Genomic DNA, 21,254 nt, shown 5'->3' with positions numbered 1-21,254 from the left:
CTCTCAATGTCCGGATTGAGAACGAGGTGACCGCGTGGCTCGCCGCTCAGAGCTTAGCGATCGAGCAACGCGAGCATTTCACTCTCCACCGACGAAGTCAAACGTTCGTCGGCCGTTTTCTTCTCATCGAGATCTTCATCCCAAGTCGAAAATGCACGATCGAGGCGATCGAGTGGTCCGTCGGCGGGGGTGACGTGAGAGGAATTGATCAACCCTTCGGCGACATCGCTGATGATGGATGCTAGTTCGCCCTCATCTTCCCGCTGTGGTTCTTGATAGCTAACAGGAGACGCCATCGGCACGGCGGCTGACGCGACGGGCTCGGAACTTGGCTCGACCGTGTCGAGTGAGTTCAGGTGGTTAATGACGTTGAGTGCGTCCAAAGCCGTGATAAAGTCATCCCCATTGACGTTTAGCATCGGTCCGTCGTCGTACACCGTACTGCCCGCTTCGATCAGAATCGATTCTCCAGTGGACGCGTGCTCGGTATTGAGATAGTTGATGATCGACAGGGCGTCGAGAGCCGTTACCAGCCCGTCGCCGTTGACGTCATAACGATTATCCAAATTCGTTGTTCCCAGGCTCTCGAGACGAACGGGGACCACTGGATTTCCAGCCGAGGCGACGACAGGAGGATCGAAGTTGCCGACGACGGGCGAAGCGGCGGAATTGCCAAAGGTTGCGAACAAGTCTGGCCCGAACGGCTGCGGTGTGAAAGCAATTTCATTGCCTCCTGTGCCATCCGTGGTGGGCGTGATCCGCTGCACCAGCGGAATTACCGATGCCGTGGTACGCACCTGAACTTCTTTCCAAGCGATCTCGTTATCCGTATTGCCTTGGTAGTTTGTCAGCATAATGGGCTTGATGAAAGCAGTTCCTGGACGGAACTGCGTGTTGCCTAATCCGGTACCACTCAACGTCGCTTCATATCGGGTCCAGACATCCGGTACCGATTGGTTTGAAAAGCCGGCGTAGTTGAAATTGCTGCCCGATGTAGCGTTGCGAACGGCAGTTCCCGCCGAAATTGACGGGCCGGTCCAGGGGGCATTGAGCGTGATCACATTTCCAGCAACACCGCCAGCATTCCAAGCTCCGCTCGTATTGTCGATCGCAACGTTGCGAGTATAAGTAAAATCATCATAGGTATGACCCTGACTATTAGTGTACCCGTACCAAGCTAGGCTACGAGTGTAGCCAGGTCCCCCATTGGACCACCCCGACGCATTCTGCACGAACACTTGTGTGTCACCAGGCTTCAGGTCAGCGGTCAAGACCGTATCCGTCGCACCTGCGTATTTGAGCACTTGCCAAGGTTCGATTCTAAGCTGGTCGATATCATAACTAGCAAACCCGAAAGACTGTTTGTTGGCCGGATCGTACAACCCGCCGTCGCCATCACCCGAGCGTGCTTCGCCCGAGAGCACATAGGCCTGGGTGGGATCGATGGGGATGAACGCATCGGCCGTCTTGACTTGGTACGGCTGCGTCGTTTGTACCTGTCCATCGCCTGCAAATCGTGCCGCATTGAGCAGCGTTGGGGCAATCCTCTGACTCATCAAAACATAGTATTCGGCCTGTCCAGCAGGCGACACGCCGGAACCATCAGGCTGCCACAAGCCGATGTCATCAATGCCATCTCCATTGAAATCTGCCGCGAAGGGGATCTCGCGCACACCGGGGAAACCGAACTTGAAAGAAACATCGGTCTTCCCGTCGATGCCGTCGCTGCTGAGATCGAGTACAACCAGATCGTTGGACCAAGCGCCTAGGTCGTCGATACCATCACCGTCAAAATCACCGACAAACGGCAAGCCGGTCATGTTGCCTGCGAGCGTCAGGTCGACTTGGAAGTCGTGGTTGGTGTCGAGACGCCACGTCGTCCCAGACTTGAGTCCCACCTCATCACCGTTGACAGAATTGCCGTCAAAGTTTCCCGCGAAAGGCAACCCACTGGTCTGCGGAGCCGTCGTCACGACGAGATCGGGAACTCCATTGTTGTTGGTGTCGATCAACCAACGGAAGGCTCCCCCAAAGGATCCGTACGTCGCGAGTTTGTCGTATCCATCGGCGACATCAGCGGCACCGCCTACAAAGTTGCCGGCAATCGTGAGAGAGGTTTGGTTCCCCAATTTGTAGACAATATCCTCGTTGGTATCATCGCTGTCGATCGCCTCGGGATCAAACAGGTTATTACCGTTGGTGTCAATGTAGACACTGCCATTGGAATACAACCCAAGTTCGGCACGCGAGTCGACGGTGAAGCGTGCGACAAAATCGCCGCCCGAGACACCGTCACCTGAGGGTAGTGATGGGCCACCTTGCGGTTCCTGGGCATTGCTCTCGCCATCGAGTTTGTTCCCGCTCGGGTCAACGATGGAGTCGCTGAGCGTGAGCGTGTAGCGGTCATCGGGCAATGGGGAATCGAACCGTAACTCGATCGTCGCGGTCGCCAGATTTCCTGGCACAACGGGGGCGTTGACAATAATGACATCCGAGATCGGCACGATCCCATTGTGATCTCCGATCAGATGGTACAGACCTGCCGCCGAAGAAATGTCGGTATCCAACGCACTGTAAACGAATCCGGGGAATCGAGTCGGTAGATCCTGTAGGTTAATCGTTAGGCTATTGACCAACGGCGTGGGGCCTTGGCTGACCGGTTTCACGTCAAAAATGTTGTAGGCTGGGCTTCCCGTGATTTGGATTGCCTGCTGTGGTCCGGTGCCATCTGGATCGAAGACCTGTGGCCCCAACAAATCCATGTCTTGAACGTTGACATCATAGGGGTTGATCGAATCGGGAGTCGCCCCCTGAACTCGCACCAGGTAGCTTCGGCCAGCTTTCGTGCCGATGGTCTGGATTGCCGCGTCCGTCTCCGCCGCCAAACGAGTAATGGGTGTTCCGTCAGCCGTGAATAGGTCCACTCGCAAGCGTCCATCCCCGGGGAGACCGGGTTGCCCATTAGCGAGTGTGGGTACCGCGTCAAACAGAACATTGAACTGGAACGTGCCGGTTTTCGGGGCGATAAAGCGATACCAGTCTTCATCACCGTGAAGATTCAATCCGGTTCCAAAGGGATCCGTCTGTGCGCCAGGGTTAATGTTCGGTTGGCTCGTGGACTGGGCCAAATCGGACAAATCGGTGGGATTATGAAAACTGCTGTTGTATGAGAAAATATCTGAGTGGAACACGACGATGCGGCCGAGACCGTCGCTGCCTGTGCCTCCGAATGTACTACTGGATGGATTGGTGTCCAGCGGAGCGATGTCGAGGTATTCGATCCCTTCGTAGGATACCGGTGGCAAGTCGCCCACGACGACTGAACCGCTTCTTTGATCGGGGCCTTGATGGTGTTGGATCGTGTTTCCAATTCCTTGATCTTCAACGACCAATCGGTCGCTGGCATTGGGGAGGTCGCCATTGACGTTGAACTGCAAACGGGCACCTCCAACCGGATCGGGTGACACCAGGATCAGATCGTCGCCTGCTTTGGCTTCGATGGTCACTATATCGATTCCCGCTCCGAGCACGACTGGCGAGAATGTCAGCCCAGAGGAACTCTTGAGCGTGACCAGTCGCGTCGCTGCCGACGCCGTCAGTACATCGTTGTTGTCCGTGGCTTCCACGACGACTTTGTCGGTGCCGCTGTTACCGCCCGTCGCGGTGATGATGTTGGCACCGGTGAAGTTAAAGGTTGGTGACAAGTTCGAGCGATGGCTGCCACTGCCGCCATTGGTGGGATTGATTACAAAGTAATCGTCTCGATCTGTACCGTTCATGGTGAGCGTGTCATCACCCTGGCCACGGAAGACGACCTGTTCCATTTCACTGAAGTCGATCACGGAGGAAAGTTCAGCGATACTCATCTCGCTCGGACTGTAGGTGACCGTTTGAACGCCTTGAGTTTCCAGTTCGAACACGTCACCCTGCTGGCCCACGCCCGTGGTTGCGGCAGGCGTGCCGCCGTCGATAGTCAAATCGACGTCCCAGACGGCGACCGTTGGGTCCAGCGTCCGCAGCACGATGTCATCGTCGCCGGCCAGAGCTTTGATGGAGAATACCGGTGTATCGAGAAACAGGACGCTCGGCCCGGCATTGAGGCTGACGGTGAAGTCCTGCACACCATCGGCGCCCGCATGGGTGGAACTATCGCGGGCGATGATCGTGATGTCGTCGTCGCCATTGGTACCCAGAAAGACGCCTGGAACGCCACCGGTGACGGAAACCTCTTCGATGTGGTCCCAACTGACACGTTGGATGCCTGGGCCATCGGGAACGAATCCACCGGAGTCATTCTCGGGTCCCGGTTCAAGTGTGTAGGAAGTAACCGGTAGGAAGTTGATTAAGTCGCCGGCAGTGGCACCAATGGGGTCCCCTCCGTCGACGAACACTGGAATGGTGCCGGGAGTGATGTTAAACGTGTCGTTGCCAGCGTGACCATTGAGCGTCAGGCCAACGTAGTCTTCCGTATCGACATTAAAGAGCCCGACGAGTTGGAAATCATTGTTGAGTAGAATCGTCGTATCGTCAGCCGAAGTGCTCCGCTGGTTCACCGTCAACTGCTCGTCTTCGCCGGGGTTGGCGTTCGCGGTAATGTCCTCCACATTCGTGAACGAGACCAGTTGGCTGTTGAGCGCCGACGTCACTCCTGGCGAATCGATGTGTCCCGCCTGAGGGGCCGTTGCCGTCACGCGGGTACTGTCGACCAGTCCGACTACGTTATTGTAGATGATCCGGTCCGCGCCATCGCCACCATCGATCCCGACGGCGACATTCCACGGAAGTACCGACGTGGCGAACGGCGTCACGGTGATGACGTCGTCCAGATCGCCCGCGTTGAAGTTAAAACTGTCCACCCCACTGAAGGATATCGGGACGCCTCCGTTGAGCGTGAACGTGCCCGCCTTCTGACCGGTGCCGATCAGGACCAGCGAGTCGGCGTCGCCAGGCTCTGCCAAAACCGTGACGTTGCCGCCACCACTTGCGTTGATAATGTTGACGAACTCAAAGTTGGTGAACGTCACCGTTTGCCGGCCCGCAGCCGTGATCTGGTTCCCCACGATGGTCACAGGAAGACCATCGGCGATGAAGTTCAGCGTATCGCTGCCATCTTCGGCATCGACGGTGATCGGCGTCACGACTGAAGGCGTGATTGTAAACGTGTCATTGTCGTCGGCGGCGGGATCGACACCGATCGTGGCGATCGGCGCGATCAGCGTGCCGGCGACAACCACGTTGGCTCCGGAGATGTCGGCCGGATCGTCGTTGAAATTGGCCGTGATGTTAATCCCAGTGCTGGCTTGGATCGTCGATCCGGACGCAATCGTGATATTGTCACCAGCGCGAAGCGTCACGGACGAGCCGGTCGACTCGATGGTTGCACCTGAATTCACGCTCAGGTCATCGCCAGCGTCGGAAGTTTCAGCCGCGGTCAGCACAATGGCGCCGGCCGCTGTGATGTCCGAGTCAATCGTCAGCGGGCTGCCTGAGTTGATCGTCACGGCAGCGGCAGCATCACTCGCGGTGATCGGACCGCTGACTGTGATACCCTCACCGGCCAGCGTGCTGCCATGACTGGAGATGATGACATCGCCGCCACCGGAGTTCGAAATACCCGTGATGTCGAGGGCCGCCGGGGTACCCGCCGTATTGGCAATCGCGATATTTCCGCTGCTCGTGTTGGTTGCGTTAAGCGAGGCCACGCGGGTCTCGATCGGATCGGCGGTGGTTCCAATACCGCCCGCAGCGACAACTTTCAGCCCCGCGGCCAGGATGTCCGCCCCAGCACCCGCGTCGGCGTCACTGATGGTCCCCGTCGAGACCAGAGTGACGCTGCCGGTGGCTTCGATCAGGTCAATGGCCGTGTCGCCGACCACTTGCAAGTAGCTGTCCGTCGGTCCGGCAGTCACATTGACCACCCCGGCGACGTCCAAGCCAAGTGGCGCCGCTGCGGTGCCGATCACATTTGCTTGATCGCGGGCGAGGATGGATTGGTCACGGATACGCTCGGAGGCATCGCGAACGATCGCTGAATTGGCTGCTGCCGCCTGTGCGATTGAGTTGGCTTCCTCCAATGAATTCTGCAAGTCCTCCCCCAGAGCGAGTGACGATGTGTCAGCGATCAGTTGAGCGTCGGCGACGACGGCTTTGTTGCCCAGGTCGGTTACTTCAAACCCATACGCACTGGCTGCGACGGAGGCCGCATTGAGCGCGACCGTGGCAACCTGAAAGGCGATTTGGAGTCCAGCCCAAACCGTGGCGGCACCGGCATCACCTACCAACGGAACTGCTTGCGCGGGGCCCATAATCAGTAGTGAAACGCTCGCTGCCGTACTGGCAATGCTGACGACGGTGTTCGCCGCTGCCACGGCCACATTCAGGCCATTGAGAGTATTCGTTGATTCGGTGTAGGCATTGTCGGCGGCAGTGGCGACGATAGTATCATAGGCCACCGTATTTCGAAGGGCTTCTATATCGACATTGATGATTGAGAGCTGGCTGTTAAAGGCATCAGCGGTGGTTTGCTCCGAGGCTGCTTGCGCACCGAAAGCCGCTGCGTTTGCGATTGCAAACTCTTCATCAAGTTCAGCCTCACGAACGGTCGGAGCGTTGCCGCTGAGAGTGGCCGTCCCAGCAATCACGTTGAGTGCCGTCCCGTTGCCATCGATAATGATTCCAGCCCGGGATTGAACGGTTACGTCACCCGCTCCAGCGTTGAATTGGCCGATGGTGATGGTGCGGTCGGCGGTAACCAAGATGTTGCCGCCAGCCGTTTTTAGGTTGCCCAGCACGGCGACTGCGCCGCTGCCCACGACCGTGCCAGCTTGGACGGTGATCGCACCTACACCGGAGGTTTCGATCGTGTCCGCTGCATCGAGAAATACAATCGCACCCGTGGGTGTCCGCAGCACAAGCGAACGATCCGCAGCGATCGTCGCGGTATCGTCGCTGATATTTTCAATCGTGATGGACTCGGCATCGAACGTCAGCGTGCCGCTGCCCGCTGCTTCCAACGCAGCCTCGGTGAGTAGGAGTGGACCGGTAAACGTGATGCTCGCGCCCACGGCACCACCGTCAGCCAGGGCTACTTGATCGACGTCAGCTTCCAGCGGATTGGCCGGGGTTCCAATACCGCCAGGTGCAGCAATGTCGAGCGTCTTTGCGACAATGTTAACTTCAATGGGAGCCGGTGGGTCGTTGCCATCAGTGATCGATCCAGCAGCGCGAAGCTTCACGATGTCGCCTTGGGCGATGGCGGTGTTGAGCACGATACTGCCCGCGCTGTCGATATCAATATCGGCGGCCTGCCCCAGCGACGTGGCGGTAAGGGTCAGACTTGCGAGGCTCACATCGCTCAAGAAAACCCCACCGCTCGTCGTGGCGGCGGTGATCGTGGACACGTTGGTCTCGATCTTGTTGCTAGACGCCCCGATCATGGCCCCATTCAACGTGGCACTGAGGGCGCTGACGTTGGAGGCAGCTCCGTTGCCATCGATCAATTTACCGTTGGCCGTCAACGTGACATCTCGACCAGGCGCGGTCACCGGACCAAGCGTCAGATCTCCCGAGACCGAGATGGAAATTGCACCGCCCGTTGCCGATGCCGATGTCAGCGAGAGTGCTTTGCTATTGGCGATCAACAGACCACCGCCCGTTCCGCCGTCTGCCGTCAGAGTATTGACAGAACTCTCCAGGGCGTCACCTCCAGCACCGATTCCGCTGGCCGCAACAAGACTGAGTGTGTCGGCAAATAAATTGTTATCGGCGCCGTTCCCATCCAGCATCGCACCATTCGTGTCGACGGTTACCTGACTAGGCGAGGAGAGCAGTCCCACGGTCATGTCGCCCGTCGCGTTGCGTACGTCAATGTCGCCAACCTTCGCGATTGCACTCACTGTGAAGGCATTGGTTTCTTGGATGTAAATGCCCCCACTGTCCGTCTTTGCGTTCAGCGTCACCACATCCGTTTCGATTCCATTGAGATTATCTCCGATGCCGGTTCCAGCCACGAGAGTGGTTGTGCCCCCGCGGATGTCCACGGCGGAATCGTTAGCATTGTCCGCGATCGCGCCAGCGGCGGTGATGTTGACGTCTTTACTACCAGCGTCGACAAGGCCAAGCTTGACGTCTCCCGTTTTGGTTTGGAAGGTTACCGCTGCGCCTGCTGCATTGAGCAACTGCGTGGACGAGACAAACGAGAGCGAGCCACCAAGGTAATTGATCACCACATCGCCCGCATCCGTCTTGGCCGAGACGGAGTTCATTGCGACCAGAGCACCGTTCTTGTTATCGACGTAAATGGAAGCAGCAGGAGTGATGCCAACTGCAGCCGCATTGACCGTCGTGTTTAAGTCAGAGGTGTTTGTCTCCAGCGGATCGACGGCGGTTCCGATGCCGGATGAACCAGTCAGGTGAACGGTCGATCCAGTGATATTCACAGTCGACCCGTTGCTATCGAGCAACGCCCCATTGGCGTTGGTTACCCTCACAACACCTTGGGCGGAGATGGTTTGAACACGCAGGTTTGCACCGGTACTCGTCACCAGCACATTGTTGCTCGCGCCACCAGCAACGACGGACACCGCTGTGTTCGAAATCAATTGTGACAGGAAGATCGGGCCGTCCATGGTACTGGAACTAAACGTCTCGACTGTCGATTCAATCGCATCACCGTCTTGGCCGACTGTGCCGTTGGCAACGAGGTTCTGTCCGCGGGCAAGAATATTGTTGGAAGCTTGATTGATATCAAGTATTCTGCCCGTCGCGGAGGTGATCGTCACCAAATCGGGAGCGGTAACGGTATTGAGCAAAATGTCTCCCTGAGCGGAGATCGAAACATCCTTCGTGCCGGGGGTATTGTTGTCATCCAATACAATTTGATTGCTGCCGTTTAGGAATGGAGTTTTGTCCCCCTCCTTCGCCAGCACGGAGTTGATGATCATCCCCGGCCCGTTCGAGTCGGCAATGTAAATACCGCCATCGTTGGTCGTAACATTGAGCGCGCCGATCGCGGTCTCGATCGCGTTGCCAGCCGTACCGATCGCGCTGTTGGCCCCTGTCGTCGTCAGACTCACACCGTTGGCCGCAGTCAGGTTGACGGCCGCGCCGTTGCCATCGGTCATCGCACCATTGAGCGCTGTCAGAGTAATGAACCCCGCTCCGGCCGACACCGATCCAAGAGCCACTCCGCCCGCTGTGTCGGTGATGAACACGCCTCCCGAAACGGTTGTGGCATTCAGGTTTGTGGCGTTGATTTCTAGGGTGGGATTGGCGTCTGTCGATTTCCCAATGCCCGTAACAGCCGTGAGGTTAATGTTGGTCGCGACGATGTCGGGATCAGTGGCATTGTTATCCGTGATCGCGCCGCCGTTGGCGTTAATCGTGACCGTGTCGCCGCTGGTGACCGGGCCGTTGAGCGTCACATTTTCTGCCGTCACAGAAAGGTTTCCCGTGAGCGTCAGATCAGCAATCGTCACCGCGTCGGTGCCGCCGAGCAGATCAATGTCAATGGTCGTCACGAGGTTGGTTGGAGTGAGCACAACCATCGTGCCCGAGCCTGTAACACTGCCCGCTTGCCCGCCACTGACCGTGATGTTTTCCGTGTCGGTAAAGCGATAGTTTGCGCCGACAAGTTCCACCGCCAAAGTACTTCCCGCAGCGCCACCGTCATAGTTGATGACGCCGCCGCTGAAGTCGAGGGTCGCCAACAGGCGGCGATCTTCGAGGTGTTCCAGAAAGAGCGACGCCATGGTCGACCGCCGCACGGCACGACGGCGCCGAAACGAACGTGATCGTAACACCAACGAACGCTTAGTTCCAAACAGCTTCTTCATCGTTTTTCCTTTGAACCGACCGTGCACAATCACAACGACTGTTACATACTTCCTCTTACGAATGCAAAGGGAGGAAGTGATCAACTCCTGCCGAGTGCATGGACAACATGGACGGGCTCGACGCGACACGTGGAAAAGAGGGGTTCACTACCCCCATCTTTGTTGACTGTACCTATGTGAACCTATCCGATGGGCAAAAGCAAGAGTGCGTCAACTGCAAAAGCGAGTCGTCTCGGTTTGGCCTGGTTTTTCAGGCAATTCGGCAACAAACTCATATCGAGTGGGAAATCACAATGAGTTCATCGCGCCGTCATCGTTAGCGAACAACGCGAACCTGAACCTGTAGCGGAGTCTGCCGAGGGAACGGACTCTGCCAAAACGAGCGTCAATCGACCCCAGTTGACACCGCGTCGAACCGGAGATTTTCAATGGATCATCGTGCATTCAAAAAACAATGACCGCTCATCGAGCGATGAGGGAGGCTCTGGACACGTCCGAGCCGTTGAAACGACGGATCCCCAGTTCGCGAGGCGACGGCGAGACATTTGGACGCGTCGAATGCAAGCGTAGCTACGCTTGCCAGCGCGTGGGATCCACGTTCTGGCGGACGTAGCGACCCGGTCGATTCATTCGCGGTCGCTAGCGACCGGTTTTCGCCAAAAGTTCGACGTCGAATGACAAGTCTGAATCCTCTGTCGCCGATTGATCTGGATCGGCCTCTCGGTCCCAGTTTGAAAAGACGTCATCGACTCGCACCTGCGAAGTGCTGGTCGAGACTCCCAGTTGTGAACTTCCCTGCAACGCACGCTCTGACGATTTGACCAATCCCTCGGCGACTTCGCCAATCACCGTTGCGAGTTCCCTTGCCCTCTCAGCTTCGCGATCGGGGATCTGCGCGGCAGAGACCACCGGAAAACTCACCGGCGGGGCGGGTTCGGGGTTCGCTACCTGGGTGTCGAGTTGGTTGAGGTAGTTGATCACGTTGAGTGCGTCCAAGGCCGTGATGAATGCATCTCCATTGACGTTGAACATCGGCCCCTCATCTAGGAATGTGCTGCCGGACTCGACCAGGATGGAGTCGACCGATGTCGACGGTTCGCTGTTGAGGTAGTTGATGATCGACAACGCGTCCAAGGCCGTAACATTGCCGTCGCCGTTGACATCGAAGGGGTTATCGAGGTTCGTTGTCCCGAGAGCCACCAAGCTGACGGGGGCCACTGGATTTCCCGTAGCGGTTAGCGAGGGGCGAGCAAAGTTGCCGGCAACGGGCAAGGCGTCCGAATCACCAAAGGCGGCGAAGAAGTCCGATCCAAAGGACTGGGGCGTGAAAGGAATTTCATTGCCTCCCGAACCATCAATCGTAGGTGTGATCCGGTCCGGCACGGTGACTACCGATGCCGGATTGCCCGCCAATGGTGTCTCAGCGAGCAGTGTTCGATGGCTCATTAAAACATAGAACTCCCCCTGTTCCTCAGGCACCACGCCTCGTCCGTCAGGCTGCCACAGGCCGATGTCAGCGAGGCCGTCTCCGTTGAAATCAGCCGCGAAGGGTTGTTCATCGACACCAGGAAAACCGAACGTGAAGGAAACATCCGTCATCCCGTCGAGGCCGTCACTGCTGAGGTCGAGCACGAACAGATCATTGGACCAGGCGCCGAGATCATCGATCCCATCGCCGTCAAAATCACCCACGAACGGCGATCCTGACATGTCGCCCGCGAGCGCTAGGTCGACTTGGAAGTCATGATCGGTATCGAGATGCCACGTCATCCCAGACTTGAGTCCCACCTCATCACCGTTGACAGGATTGTCGTCAAAGTTTCCGGCAAAGGGTTGTCCGTTCGTCTGGGGGGCTGTCGTCACGACGAGATCGGGAACACCGTTGTTGTTGGTATCAATCAACCAACGCAACGCTCCCCCGAAAGAACCATAGGTTGCGAGTTTGTCGTATCCATCGGCGACATCATCAGCACCGCGTACAAAATTCCCGGCAACAGTCAGAGAGTTTTGGTTCCCCTGTTTGTAGACGATGTCCTCGTTCGTAAAATCGCTGTCAATCGCTTCGGGATCGAACAGTCGATTGCCGTTGGTATCGAGGAAGACGCTACCGTCGGCGTATACCCCAATTTCGGCTCGCGAATCCACTGTAAATCTCGCCACAAAATCGCCACCCGGGACGGTATCCCCCGAGGGAAACGTGGGACTGCCTTGCGGCTCTTGGGCGTTGCTTTCACCATCGAGTTTGTTACCGCTCGGGTCCACGATGGAGTCGCTCAGGGTGAGCGTGTAGCGATCGTCCGGCAGTGGAGAATCGAACCTGAGTTCGATTGTGGCGGTCGCCAGCCCGCCCTCTGCGACAGGGGCGTTGCTCACAATGATGTCCGCGATCGCAATGATCCCATTGTGATCTCCGGTCAAGGTATAGTGACCGGCCGCTGATGCGATGTCGGTGTCCAATGCTCCGTAAATGAATCCGGGGGACCGATTCGGCCCGTCCTGAATGTTGATGGTCAGGCTATTGACCAACGGCGTAGGCCCTTGGCTCAATGGTTCAACATCAAAAATGTTATAGGTGGGATTTCCGGTGATTTGAATTGCCTGCTGCGGTCCGGCACCATCGGGATCAACAATCTGCGGTCCTAGCAAGTCCGCATCAGCAAGGTTGATATCATAGATGTTGATCGCGTCCGGAGTCGCGCCCTGGATACGCATCAAGTAGTTGTGTCCCGCTTCCGTGCCGATCGTCTGGATTGTGTCATCCGTTTCCGAAGGCATACGAAGGATTGGTGTTCCGTCGGCATTGAACATGTCAATTCGCAATTGTCCATCCCCCGGTAATCCGGGCTGGCCGTTGGCGAGCGTAGGAACGGCATCCAAGAGCAACTTGAATTGGAAGTCGCCCGTCTTGGGGGCGGTAAAGCGATACCAGTCCACGTCGGCTTGGAACTCCGACCCGAGTCCAAAGGGATCTGCCTGAGTGCCAGGGGCAATGGACGGTTTGGCCGTGTACTGCACCAAGTCGGACCATTCCGTGGGATTGTGAAAGGTGCTGTTATACGAGAACACATCCGGGTGAAAAACGACGATACGGCCGAGTCCATCGCTTCCCGTGCCGCCGAACGTGCTGCTCGATGGATCGGTATCGAGCGGGGCGATGTTGACGTATGCGATTCCACTGTACGACACGGGTGACAGAGGACCGACGATCACGGTACCGCTTTGTTCATCGGACCCTTGATGGTTTTGCACGGTGTTCCCAATCCCATCATCGAGGACCAGCAGCCGATCACTGGCGCCGGGTTCACCGCCGTGAACGGTAACGCGAAGGCTGCTCGCTGGGGTCGCATTGAGTCCCTGCGACACTCGCACCGCAATGTCATCATTGCCCTGCCCAGCATCCACCTGGGCTTGCTCGACGGTGCCCGCCACGAGCGTGTCGGTATCATCCACGCCATTGAGCTGTACGGTAAGCGACGTCGCGGAAGTCTGGTCGACGGCGATGCTGTCGCTGGCGGACGTTCCCAGGATCAAGATCGTATCGAAGCCGCTTCCGCCATCGAGCGTGTCGTTGCCTGTACCGCCGACCAGCGTGTCCTCGCCCTCGTTGCCGAACAAGTGATTCTCGCCCGCGCCACCTTCGAGAAAATCGTCGCCGGGACCGCCAATCAAGGTGGCGTCGGCGGAAAGCACGTCATCTCCCAATCCGCCGTCAAAGGTCATTCGGATCGTGTCCTCGACGCCCGATGCCGCCGAGAGGTGGTCGTTGCCGTCGTTGCCCAGCAGCGTTAGGAGATCTAGATCTGCGGCGGCAGCATTCTTGATCTCGACGTCGTATTCCAGCCCAGCGACATTCACGACGCCACCCGCACGGGACACGAGTAGGTCGTCGGCGACGCTGCGACCATTGATCACGACGGTGTCTTTCGATCCCGCGGCGCCGAGGTTCAGTTTGACCTTGACCACTTCGGTCGTGGTGAGGTCGGCCACTGTGTAAGTGTCACCGCCGCCCAGACCGTTGATGTTGATCTGCGCAACGCCCTGCGTATCAACGACGTCCGCGCCGAGCACGATACTTTGATGCGTCGAGTCGTCGGCCGGTTGCAACAGGAAGGCGTCCGCCGCAACGCTACCGTTGACGTTCAGGGTATCGCCGGCGTCGCTACCGCCGTCGATGAGGTCGCTGCCGTCGCCAGCATTCCAGTTGAAGATGTCGAAGTCCTCGCCCCCGTGCAGCCGATCGGTACCTGCGCCGCCTGTGATGCTGTCATTGCCCGCCTCGCCATAGACATCGTCGTCCCCGCTGCCGGCCAGGATCACGTCCTGCCCCGGACCGCCAAAGATCAAGTCCGCCTCGTTTGTGCCGGTGATCGTGTCATTGCCCAGACCGCCGAAGATCGTCGCCCCCCGTGAATCAGCCAGATTAATGATGTCGTTGCCGTCACCGGCATCGACAAACGTTTGCATGCCAGGCGTATTGAGGTCGAGGTTGATATGGTCATCGCTGCCTAGGGTATGCAGCTCGAAGCGGCTCAGGTTGCTGCCGAGAGTGGCGGTGCCTTGGCCAGCGATCGTGACCACCGTGGCGGTCGAGGTCACGGTATCGACGCTTGCGCCGCCGAGGACGCTCAGGACATCGAAACCGTCCGTTCCGCCGTTGACTCTCACATCGCTCGCGCCACTGTAGTCGAATGTCGGCGCGCCGTTGGAACGATGGCTACCGCTGCCGCCGTTGTTCAGACTCACGACAAAGGTGTCATCCCGATCCGTGCCGTCGATGATCAGCGTATCGCTGCCCTGACCGTCGTAGACAATCTGTTCCACGGCGCTGATGTTGATGGTCGACAACATTTCAGCGATGTCGATGCCCGATGGTGAGTAGGACACCGTTTGTATCCCCTGGGTTTCCAGCGAGACGACGTCTCCCTGTTGTCCGTTGCCGGTCTTGTTAGAAGAAGCTCCACCGTTGACGGTCAAGTCCACGTCCCAGACCGCCGTGGTTGGGTCGAGGGTCTGTAGGACGATATCGTCGTCACCGGCCAACGCGTCCACCGTGAGTGCCGGTGTGTTCAGGAACAGGATGCTCGGCCCGGCGTTGAGGCTGACGGTGAAGTCCTGAACGCCATCGGCTCCCACGTGAGTGGAGCTATCGCGAGCGATAATGGTGATGGCGTCGTCACCGTTGGTCCCCAGGAACCGGCCTCCTGTACCGCCGGTGACGGAAACCTGCTCGATATGGTCCCAGCTGACGCGTTGTGCGTCACCAGGCACGATTCCACCCGAGTCATTCTCGGGGCCTGGTTCGAGTGTGTACGTGGTTGTTGGTAAGAAGTTGATCGAGTCGCCAGCCGTACTGCCGATCGGGTTGCCGCCGTCGACAAATACCGGGAGGGTGCCAGGTGTGATATTAAATGTGTCGTTACCACCGTTGCCGTGGAGCGTTAGGCCGACGAAGTTCTCAGTCTCGATGCTAAAGAGTCCGACCAGTTCGACGGTATCGTCGAGCAGGGTGGTCGTGTCGGCAGCCGACGTGTCACGCTGGCTCACGATCAGCTGCTCGTCCTCGCCAGCGTTTGCGCTCGCTGTGATATCCTCGGTATTGGTAAATAAGACCAGTTGGCTGTTGAGCGAGGACGTCACACCGGGTGAGTCGATGTGGCCCGCCTGCGGGGCAGTCGCCGTCACGTGGGTGCTGTCAATCAGCCCAGCTACATTGTTGTAGAGGATGCGGTCGGCCCCCACGCCGCCATCGATTGCAACAGCGATATTCCACGGCAGCACCGATGTGGCGAACGGCGTCACGGTGACCACGTCAGCCAGATCGTTCGCGTTGAAACTGAAACTGTCGACACCGCTAAACGAGATGGGCACGCCGCCGTTGAGCGTGAACGTGCCCGCTTTCGGACCGGTGCCCGTCAGGGTTAGCGTGTCGGCGTCACCAGCCTCCGCCAACAGCGCGATGCTGCCACCGCCACTCGCGTTGAGGATGTTGACGAACTCGAAGTTGTTGAACGTCACCGGTTGCATGCCCGCAGCCGTGATCTGGTTGCCGACGATGGTGACAGCAAGACCATCGGCGTTGAAGTTCAGCGTGTCGCTGCCATCCTCGGCATCCACCGTGATCGGCGTCGCGATCTGGGGCGTGATCGTAAACGTGTCATCGTCGTCGGCCGCCGCGTCGACGCCGATCGCGGCCATCGGCGCGATGAGTGTGCCGGCAACGATCACCGTAGTGCCGGTGGTGTCGGCTGCATCGTCGTCGAAATCGGCAGTGATCGTAATCCCGGTACTCGCCTGGATCGTCGCGCCGGACGCAACCGTGATATTATCGCCTGCGTTGAGCGTGACGGATGAGCTTTTGGACTCGATGGTGGCCCCGGAATTAACCGTTAGGTCATCGCCGGCGTTCGCCGTATCCGCCGCAGTCAGCAGGATGGCGCCCGCCGCTGTAATGTCCGAGTCGATTGTCAGAGGGCTGCCGGAACTGATCGTCACCGCGGCCGCAGCATCGCGCGCACGGATCGGGCCACTGACCGTGATGCCCTCACCGGCCGCCGTGCTGCCCTGATTCGAAATCACAACATCGCCGCCACCGGAGTTCGCGATCCCCGTGATGTCGAGGGCCGCCGGGGCGCCGGCGATGTTGGCGATCACAATATTTCCGCCCGTCGTGTTGGTTGCATTGAGCGTGGCGACGCGTGTCTCGATGGGATCCGTGGTTGCTCCAATGCCACCCTCGGCAACCATGTTCAGCCCCGTCGCTAGGACATCCGCCCCAGCTCCCGCGTCCGCGTCGCTGATGGCCCCGGTCGAAATCAGGGTGACGCTGCCGGTCGTCTGAATTTGGTCGATGGCTGTGGCGCCGACCACTTGCAAGTAGCTATCCGTTGCGCCAGCGGTCACATTGATCACTCCATCAACGTCGAGGCCCAGTGGCTCGGTATAGGATCCGATCACATCGGCCTGATCGCGGGCCAGGATGGCCTGGTCACGAACACGCTCGGAGGCATCGCGAACGATCGCCGAGTTGGTGGCCGCTGCTAAAGAAATGGAGTTCGCTTCCATCAATGAATTCTTCAACGACTGCGCCAGATTCAGCGAAGACGTGTCGGCGATAAGTTGCGCGTTCGCGGCTGACTTTTCATTGCCCAAGTTGGTCACTGTAAACGCATAGGACGTTGCCGCCACGGAGGCCACGTTCAGAGCGACACCGGCAACCTGAAACGCCACTTGCAGTCCAGCCCAAACCGTGGCGGCACCTAAATCACCCGTCACCGGAATTGCTTGGGCGGGCCCCATGACGAGCAAAGCAGTACTCGCGACGACACTGGCAGCGCTGACGACGGTGTTCGCGGTTGCCAAGGTCACGTTCAGACCGTTCAACGTATTGGTTGCACGGTCATATGCGTCGGAAGCGGAATTGGCGGCAGTGGAGTCATTCTGGACCGTATCTTGTAGGGTTTGCACATCGGAATTGATGATTGTGAGCTGGCTCTCGAGCGAGTCGACCCTGCTCTGCTCCGCAGCCGCCTGGGCTCCGAAGGCCGCTGCCTCCGCGATCGCGAAGGTTTCATCGAGTTCGGCTTGGCGGTCGGTCGGTGCGGTACCGCTGAGTGTCGTTGTCCCGGCAATCACATTGACCGCCGCCCCATTGCCGTCCACGATGATCCCCGCGCGAGATTGGACCGTCACGTCACCCGCCCCCGCATCAAACTGGCCAATGGTGATGGTACGGTCGGCGCTCACCGAGATGTCGCCGCCCGCGGTCTTGAGGTTGCCCAGCACAGCGACTGCCCCGCTGCCTACAACCGTTCCTGCTTGGATGGTGATCACGCCTGCCTCGGACGTCTCAATTGTGTCCGCGGCATCGAGGAATACGATAGAGCCCGTTGTCGTCTGCAGCACAAGCGAACGGCCTGGAGCGATGGTTGCAGTGTTGTCGCTGATATCTTCAATCGCGATGGCGTCGGCATTGAACGTCAGCGTGCCACTGCCCGCGGCCTCCAACGCCGCTTCGGTGAGCAAGAGCGGACCGGTGAAATTAATATTTGCGCCCGCCGCGCCACCGTCGGCCACCGCCACCTGATTCACGTCCGCTTCCAGGGGGTCCGTGGGCGTGCCAATACCGCCCGGAGCGGTGATGTCGAGCGTTTTCGCGATAATATTGACTTCAACGGACGACGGAGAATCGTTACCGTCGGTGATCGTCCCCGCTGCGTTGAGCGTCACGGTATCGCCCTGGGCGATGGCGGTGTTGAGAATGATGCTGCCCACGCTGTCGATATCAATATCGGCCGCCTGACCCACGGCCGTGGCGGTGAGGGTCAGGCTTGCCGAGCTGGCGTCGCTTAGGAAAACTCCGCCGGTCGTGGTGGCCGCTGTGAGCACGGACACAGCGGTCTCGATTTTGTCACTGGACGTGCCAATCAAAGACCCCTTCAGTGTGGCGTTGAGGGCGACAACATTGGTGGTGCCACCGTTCCCATCGATGACTTCGCCGGTGGCGGTCAAGGTAACGTCTTGGCCGGTCGCGGTCACCGAACCGAGCGTGAGGTCTCCCGAGACAGAGATGGAAACGGCCCCACCCGTTGCCGCCGCCGAGGTCAGCACGAGCGACTTGCTGTTAGCAAGCAACATTCCACCGCCCGCTCCACCGTCAGCCGTCAGTGTGTTGACCAAGCTCTCCAGGGCGTCGCCGCCTGAACCGATGCCGTTGGTCGCGGAAAGATTGAGCGTATCTGCAGATACATTGTTATCAACTCCGTTCCCATCCAGAAGATCACCATTCGTGGTGAGAGTGACCTGATTCGGAGAGGAAACAAGTCCCACTGTCATGTTGCCCGTCGTGTTGCGCACATCGATGTCGCCGGCCGTCGCCGAGGCATCGACTGTGATCGCACTCGCCTCATCGATAAAGACACCTCCTGAATCCGTCTTCGCGTCCAACGCAGCGACGTCCGTATCGAGGGCATGGGAGTCTGCACCGATGCCTGACCCGGCAGCGAGTTGCACTGAGCCCCCACGGACGTCCAGGTCCGCATCGTTGGAATTGTCAGCGATCGCCCCGGGGGCGGTGATGTTGATATCACCGGTGCCCGCATCGACGAGGCCAACTTTAACGTCGCCCGTCTTGGTCTCGAATGTCACGGCCGCGCCGGCTGCGTTGAGTGCTTGCGTGCTCCCGACAAACGAGAGAGATCCACCAAGGAAGTTAATCGCCACATCGCCGGCATTCGTGTTCACCGCGACCGAGGTTAACGCGACCGCGCCACCATCGTTGTTGTCGATGAAAATAGCTGCGGCCGGAGTGATGCCCGCGGCGGCGTCACTGACGGTCGCGTTTAAGTTCGCGGTGTTTGTCTCCAGCGGATCGACTTCCGTTCCGATGCCCGACGTACCGCTCAGACTGACGGTTGATCCGGTGATGTTTACGTCGGTCCCGTTACCATCGAGCAGCGACCCACCTCCGTTTTGCACCGTGACATTGCCTTGCGCCGCAATGGTTTGGATACGCAGGCTTGGGCTCGTACTCGTCACCAACACTTCGTTGCCCGCCCCGCCAGCGACGACGGACGCTGCCGTGCTGACAAGCAATGGTGTCAGAAAGATCGGACCGTCGGTTGTGCTCGCACGAAACGTCTCGACCGTCGATTCAACGGCATCGCCTTCGTGTCCGACCATGCCGTGGGCGACGAGATCGACGCTCTGTGCCAGGACATTGTTGGATGCTTGATTGATGTCGAGGATCCTGCCCGCAACCGAGGTGATCGTGACACTATCGGGAGCGGTAACGGTATTGAACAAGATGTCCCCCTGCACAGAGATGGAGACGTCATCGGTGCCTTGGGTACCACTGTTATCCAACACGATTTGGTTGCTGCCGTCGACGAACGGAGTTTTACCTCCCTCCTTCGCCAGGACGGCGTTGATGATCATCCCTGGTCCGTTCGAGTCGGCGATGAAGATGCCGCCATCGTTGGTTGTGGCCATGAGCGATCCGATCGCGGTCTCGATCGCATCGCCCGCCGTACCAATCGCGCTGTTGGATCCCGTCGTTGTTAGATTCACACCATTGGCTGCGGTGAGGTTAACGTCGGCGCCGTTGCCATCGGTGATCGCTCCGTTCTGCGCCGTCAGGCCAATGAACCCCGCTCCGGCCGACACCGCGCCCAGGGCCACCCCGCCCGCCGTGTCGGTGATGTAAATGTTGCCATCGTTGGTTGTCGCCGTGAGCGATCCGGTCGCGGTCTCGATTGGATCGCCCGCCGTACCAATCGCGCTGTTGGCCCCGGTTGTCGTCAGATTCACACCGTTGGCTGCGGTGAGGTTGACGTCGGCGCCGTTGCCATCGGTGATCGCTCCGTTCTGCGCCGTCAGCCCAATGAACCCCGCTCCGGCCGACACCGCGCCCAGGGCCACCCCGCCCGCCGTGTCGGTGATGTAAATGTTGCCATCGTTGGTTGTCGCCGTGAGCGATCCGGTCGCGGTCTCGATCGCATCGCCCGCCGTACCGATCGCGTTGTTGGCCCCGGTTGTCGTCAGATTCACACCGTTGGCTGCGGTGAGGTTGACGTCGGCGCCGTTGCCATCGGTGATCGCTCCGTTCTGCGCCGCCAGGCTAATCGACCCTGCTCCCGCCGATACCGCGCCCAGGGCCACCCCGCCCGCCGTGTCGGTAATGTAAATGTCGCCAGCGCTGGTCGTGGCGTCGAGGTTCGTACCATCCATTTCCAGGGTGGGGTTCGCATCCGTCGACGCGCCGATGCCCGTGGCGGCAGTCAGGATAATGTTGGTGCCCACAATGTCCGGATCACTGATATTGTTGTCCACGATACCGCCGCCGTTTGCAGTCATCGTGACCGTGTCGCCACTTGTCACTGAGCCGTCGAGCGTCACGGTATCCGCCGTCACGGTCAGGTTTCCGGTGAGCGTCAGGTCAGCAACCGTTGCCGAGTGGGCGACGTCAATGTCCATGGAAGTCACCGCGCTCGCCGTACAGGAGACAACCATCGTGCCGGTTCCCGAGCAGCTTGCAGCGTCCGTGCCGCTGACGGTGATGTTCTCCGTATCGGTAAATTGGTAGTCGGCGCCGACGAGCGCAACAGCCAGAGTGCCTGCAGTGGTACTATTTTCGTAGCTGATCGCTCCGCCGCTGAAGTCGAGGGTCGCCAGCATGCGGCGATCTTCGAGGCGTTCTAGGAAGAGTGACGCCAAGGTCGAGCGTTGCAGAGCACGACGACGTCGGCGGAGGGATTTTGTTCGCAACATCAGACGTTGGGACCCAAACAACTTGCTCATCATGTTTTGTTTTCAGTGGCGGGGCGCATTCACATTGACGGGCTCACACTTTAACTCAAAATGACAGAGGGCGAACGCACCTGGGCCCATAGGAGGGAGCGGGGCTGACTCCGCCGAGGGAGAGGG

The 21,254-nt window shown here is 58.9% G+C and carries 2 protein-coding genes; both read right to left on the bottom strand.

All coding sequences use genetic code 11. The annotated features are described in order from the left end of the window. Positions 1–53: 53 nt before the first annotated feature. The gene (locus SH410x_RS23220) at positions 54–9,749 is read right to left on the bottom strand and encodes a dockerin type I domain-containing protein (protein WP_473671177.1); all 9,696 of its coding nucleotides are present in this window, start codon (positions 9,747–9,749) and stop codon (positions 54–56) included. Between the two features lie 723 nt (positions 9,750–10,472). After that, positions 10,473–21,128, bottom strand: coding sequence for a dockerin type I domain-containing protein (locus SH410x_RS23215; RefSeq protein WP_473671175.1), 10,656 nt, complete (start codon positions 21,126–21,128; stop codon positions 10,473–10,475). Between the last annotated feature and the right edge of the window lie 126 nt (positions 21,129–21,254).

This window comes from Rhodopirellula sp. SH410 (genome assembly GCF_055811895.1).
Note: the sequence above shows the minus strand (reverse complement) of the source record. Positions and strands in the feature narration are given on the sequence as shown.

Excerpts from the sequence above, each read along its gene's own strand:
- SH410x_RS23215 (WP_473671175.1), bottom strand. The coding sequence starts at position 21,128 with ATGAGCAAGTTGTTTGGGTCCCAACGTCTGATGTTGCGAACAAAATCC.
- SH410x_RS23220 (WP_473671177.1), bottom strand. The coding sequence starts at position 9,749 with ATGGCGTCGCTCTTTCTGGAACACCTCGAAGATCGCCGCCTGTTGGCG.